The organism is Streptomyces sp. NPDC059456, assembly GCF_042750055.1.
Taxonomy (GTDB): Bacteria; Actinomycetota; Actinomycetes; order Streptomycetales; family Streptomycetaceae; genus Streptomyces.
Genome location: NZ_JBHYVA010000522.1, coordinates 1 through 4,486 on the forward strand (window position 1 = coordinate 1; position 4,486 = coordinate 4,486).

3 protein-coding genes are annotated in these 4,486 nt (G+C 72.6%); 2 read left to right on the top strand and 1 reads right to left on the bottom strand.

From position 1 onward, the window contains the following. Positions 1 to 152 precede the first annotated feature (152 nt). Positions 153 to 2,072, top strand: coding sequence for an ATP-dependent zinc metalloprotease FtsH (gene ftsH / locus ACFXA3_RS32240; RefSeq protein ID WP_385192596.1), 1,920 nt, complete (start codon positions 153 to 155; stop codon positions 2,070 to 2,072). A 124-nt stretch (positions 2,073 to 2,196) separates the two neighbouring features. Here ftsH and ACFXA3_RS32245 read toward each other — a convergent pair whose 3' ends face one another. After that, a complete protein-coding gene (locus ACFXA3_RS32245) occupies positions 2,197 to 2,874 on the bottom strand; it encodes an SAM-dependent methyltransferase (RefSeq protein ID WP_385192598.1) in 678 nt (225 codons plus the stop codon). A 131-nt stretch (positions 2,875 to 3,005) separates the two neighbouring features. Between ACFXA3_RS32245 and proS the strand changes: the two genes are divergently transcribed. Further along, positions 3,006 to 4,418 (top strand): proline--tRNA ligase, encoded by a 1,413-nt coding sequence (gene proS / locus ACFXA3_RS32250; RefSeq protein ID WP_385192600.1) that lies wholly within the window; start codon positions 3,006 to 3,008, stop codon positions 4,416 to 4,418. The last annotated feature ends 68 nt before the right edge of the window (positions 4,419 to 4,486 follow it).

Below are 4,486 nucleotides of genomic sequence, written 5' to 3' on the forward strand. Positions count from 1 at the left end.
TTATAAACTCTTATACCTTGTGGGGGGGGGGCCCGTGGCCCGCGGCCCCCCGCCGACCCCCGGGCCCGGCCCCCTTTCCCATGTCCTCAGCGGGCGCAATGGTGCGTTATATCCCTTATCGTCGGCCACGAGGACGGCAGTAAGGAGGCCACGTGCCCAGCCCCACCCCCGTACCGCCTCGTGACCGCGCCGACACGCCCTGGCGCTCCGAGGGAGCCCCGCCCTCACCGCCGCCCAGGCGGCGGATGCCCGGGGGCTGGCGCGGGCTGATCCTCGCCGCCCTGATCGTCTTCCTCGTCACCAACGTCGTGCTGTCGTTCTTCAACGAGGGCGACGAGCCGACGATCTCCTACACGGAGTTCAGCAAGCAGGTCGCCGACGGCAATGTCTCGAAGATCTACTCCAAGGGCGACGCGATCCAGGGCGAGCTGAAGACCGAGCAGCCGCTGCCCGACGGAGACAAAGGCCACTACACGAAGTTCGTCACCCAGCGCCCGGCGTTCGCCGACGACCAGCTGTGGGCGAACCTCACCCGGCACAACGTCGTCGTCACCGCCTCCCCGGTCGTCGTGCAGCGCAGCTTCCTGGCCAACCTGCTGATCTCGCTGGCCCCCATGCTGCTGCTGGTCCTGCTGTGGGTGTTCATCGCCCGCCGCATGGGCTCCGCCCTGGGTGGCGCCGGCGGCCTGGGCCGCAAACAGCCGCCCCGGCCCGTCGAGCTGGAGGGCGGCAAGCGCACCACCTTCGCCGACGTGGCCGGCATCGACGAGGTCAAGGGCGAGCTCAGCGATGTCGTGGACTTCCTCAAGCACCCCCAGCAGTACCGGGCTCTGGGCGCCCGGATGCCCGGCGGGGTGCTGCTCGCCGGACCGCCCGGCACGGGCAAGACGCTGCTGGCACGGGCGGTCGCGGGCGAGGCCGGGGTGCCGTTCTTCTCCGCCTCCGCCTCCGAGTTCATCGAGATGATCGTCGGCGTCGGCGCCTCCCGGGTCCGCGAACTCTTCTCCGAAGCCCGGAAGGTGGCCCCCGCGATCGTCTTCATCGACGAGATCGACACCATCGGCCGGGCCCGCGGCGGCGGCGCCGGCCTCGGCGGCCACGACGAGCGCGAACAGACCCTGAACCAGATCCTGACCGAGATGGACGGCTTCTCCGGCTCGGAGGGCGTGGTCGTCCTCGCCGCCACCAACCGGCCCGACGTCCTGGACCCGGCGCTCACCCGCCCCGGCCGCTTCGACCGCACGGTGTCGGTCTCCCCGCCCGACCGGGCCGGGCGCGAAGCCATCCTGCGGATCCACACCCGCGAGATCCCCCTCGCCGCCGACGCGGACCTCGGCCAGGTGTCCCGCACCACCCCCGGCATGACCGGCGCCGACCTCGCCAACCTGGCCAACGAAGCCGCCCTCCTCGCCGTGAAGCGCAAGCAGACCCAGGTCACCCGGGCGGACTTCATGGACGCCCTGGAGAAGGTCCAGCTCGGCGCGGCGCGGTCCCTGGTCATGCCGGAGGACGAGCGCCGCCGCACGGCCTACCACGAGAGCGGCCACGCCCTGCTGGGCATGCTCCAGCCCGGCGCCGACCCGGTCCGCAAGATCACGATCGTGCCGCGCGGCAGGGCGCTCGGCGTCACCCTCTCGACCCCCGACGCCGACCGCTACTCCTACACGGAGGACTACCTCCGCGGCCGGATCATCGGCGCGCTGGGCGGCATGGCGGCCGAGCACGTCGTCTTCGACGTCATCACCACGGGCGCGGAGAACGACCTGGAACAGGTCACCAACCTCGCCCGCGGCATGGTCGGCCGCTGGGGCATGAGCGAACGCGTCGGCCGCCTCACCGCGATCCCGGCGGACGCGCAGAGCCCGTACGGGCTGCTCGCCGCCCCCGCCACCCTGGACGTGGTGGACCACGAGATGCGGCGCATCGTCGACGAGTGCTACGAGGAGGCCTGCCGGCTGCTGCGCGAACACCGGCCGAAACTCGACGCCCTGACCGAGGCGCTGCTGGCGAACGAGACCCTGGACGAGCCCGCCGCCTACGAGGCCGCGGGCATCCCGCGCCTGTCGAAGTAGCGGCGCGGGCCCCGTTTCCCGTCCCGGCCCTGGTTCCCGTCCCGGTCCCGGTCGCGGTCGCGGTCGCGGTTCCGGTCGCGGTTCCGGCCCCGGGCCCGCGCCCCCGTGCGCGGCCGCGGGACGGCTACGGCACGCGGGCGATCACGTACCGGAAGATGTTCGGCAGCCACACCGTGCCGTCCGGCCGCTCGTACGGGTGAAGGGCCTCCGTCAGCTCCTTCTCGACCTGCGCCGGATCGGACGAGGACTCGTACAGCCCCGTCGACAGCAGCCCCCGTACCGCGCTGTCCACGTCCGCGTACCCGAAGGGGCAGAACACCCGCCCCGACCCGTCCGGCGAGAGCCCGGCGTCCGCCACCACCGCGTCCAGGTCCTGCGGCGCGGGCCCGCCGCCCAGCACCGCGGGCACCGTGCACCGCTCCGCCGGACCCCAGTCGGCCAGGACCACCGCCGCGCCCCGCCGGACCGCCGCAAGGGCCGCGTCCAGGGCCGCCGCGGACGGCGAGAAGGCCAGCAGCACGTCGTACGGGCGCGCGCCGCCCGGCGGGGCCGGGACCACCTCCAGCAGCCGCTCGCGCGCCAGCGCGCGCCGGGCCGGATCCGCCTCCACACCCGTGGCGACGGCTCCCCGGCCCGCAGCCAGCAGCAGCGCCAGCCCGGACCCGCAGTCCAGGCCGAGCAGCCGGTCGCCCGGCCCGACCTCCAGCCGGTCGTAGACCGCCTCGTACAGCGGTACCAGCATCCGTTCCTGGATCTCCGCCCAGTCCCGGGCGACGAGCGTCGCCGTCGGCGTCGGTGTCATCGAAAGAGCGCTCCTGATTCCTTGTCGCCCCCTTGCCCCCGTTGCCAGAGAACTCCCCATTCGCCCCCGCGTCCAGAGGAGTGCGCCACCCGATTCACGCTCGGCGCGCCCGGCGCCGTACCATTCGCGCCATGGCAAAGGCACCCGTTCTCACCCCCCAGGCGGAGGATTTCCCCCGCTGGTACCAGGATCTGATCAACAAGGCCGAGCTGGCCGACAACGGTCCGGTACGCGGCACCATGGTCATCCGGCCGTACGGCTACGGCCTGTGGGAGCGGATGCAGCAGGAGATGGACGCGCGCATCAAGGACGCGGGCGCCCAGAACGCGTACTTCCCGCTGTTCATCCCGCAGTCGTACCTGACGCGCGAAGCCGAGCACGTCGAGGGCTTCGCCCCCGAGCTCGCGGTCGTCACGCACGGCGGCGGCAAGGAGCTGGAAGAGCCGGTCGTGGTCCGGCCCACCTCCGAGACGATCATCAACGACTACTTCTCCAAGTGGGTCCAGAGCTACCGCGACCTGCCCCTGCTGATCAACCAGTGGGCGAACGTGGTCCGCTGGGAGATGCGCCCGCGCGTGTTCCTCCGTACGAGTGAGTTCCTCTGGCAGGAGGGTCACACCGCCCACGCCACGTACGAGGACGCCCGCGACTACGCCGCGCGCATCCACAGGGACGTGTACGGCGACTTCATGACGAACGTGCTCGGCATCGACGTCGTGCTCGGCCGCAAGACCGCCAAGGAGCGCTTCGCCGGCGCCATCAACACCCTCACCCTCGAAGGCATGATGGGTGACGGCAAGGCGCTGCAGCTGGGCACGAGCCACGAGCTCGGCACCAACTTCGCCAAGGCCTTCAACACGCAGTACCTGTCGAAGGAAGGCAAGCAGGAGCTCGTCTGGCAGACCTCGTGGGGCGTCTCGACCCGCATGGTCGGCGGCCTGATCATGTCCCACGGCGACGACAACGGCCTGCGCGTCCCGCCGCGCCTGGCGCACGTCCAGGTCGTCGTCATGGCGATCAAGGGCGACGAGGCCGTCACCAAGGTCCGCGAGCTCGGTGCGCAGCTGAAGGCCGCAGGCCTCCGCGTCCACGTCGACGACCGCGTCGACACCCCCTTCGGCCGCCGCGCCGTGGACTGGGAGCTCAAGGGCGTACCGGTCCGCGTCGAGATCGGCCCCCGCGACCTGGAGGCCGGCACCGCGATGCTGGCCCGCCGGATCCCGGGCGGCAAGGAGCCCGTGCAGATCGACGCGCTCGCCGACCTGCTGCCCAAGGTGCTGGACGAGGACCAGGCGCAGCTGCTGCGCGAGTCCCGCGAGCGCCGCCTGGCCCGCACCACCGACGTCTCCACCATCGAGGAGGCCGCCGAGGCCGCCGTCGCGGGCGGCTGGGCGCGGATCCCGTGGGCCGACCTCGGCCCCGAGGGCGAGGCCAAGCTGGGCGAGCAGGCGGTCTCCGTCCGCTGCCTGATCGCCGAGGACGGGTCGGTTCCGGAGGCGGACGACGCCCCCGGTACGCTCGCGATCGTCGCGCGCTCGTACTGATCGCCGCCGCCTCACCGCGGGAAACGGGGCCCCCCCGGGGGGCGGGGGCGGGGGGGGGGTGGGGGGGG

Excerpts from the sequence above, each read along its gene's own strand:
- proS (WP_385192600.1), top strand. The coding sequence starts at position 3,006 with ATGGCAAAGGCACCCGTTCTCACCCCCCAGGCGGAGGATTTCCCCCGC.
- ACFXA3_RS32245 (WP_385192598.1), bottom strand. The coding sequence starts at position 2,874 with ATGACACCGACGCCGACGGCGACGCTCGTCGCCCGGGACTGGGCGGAG.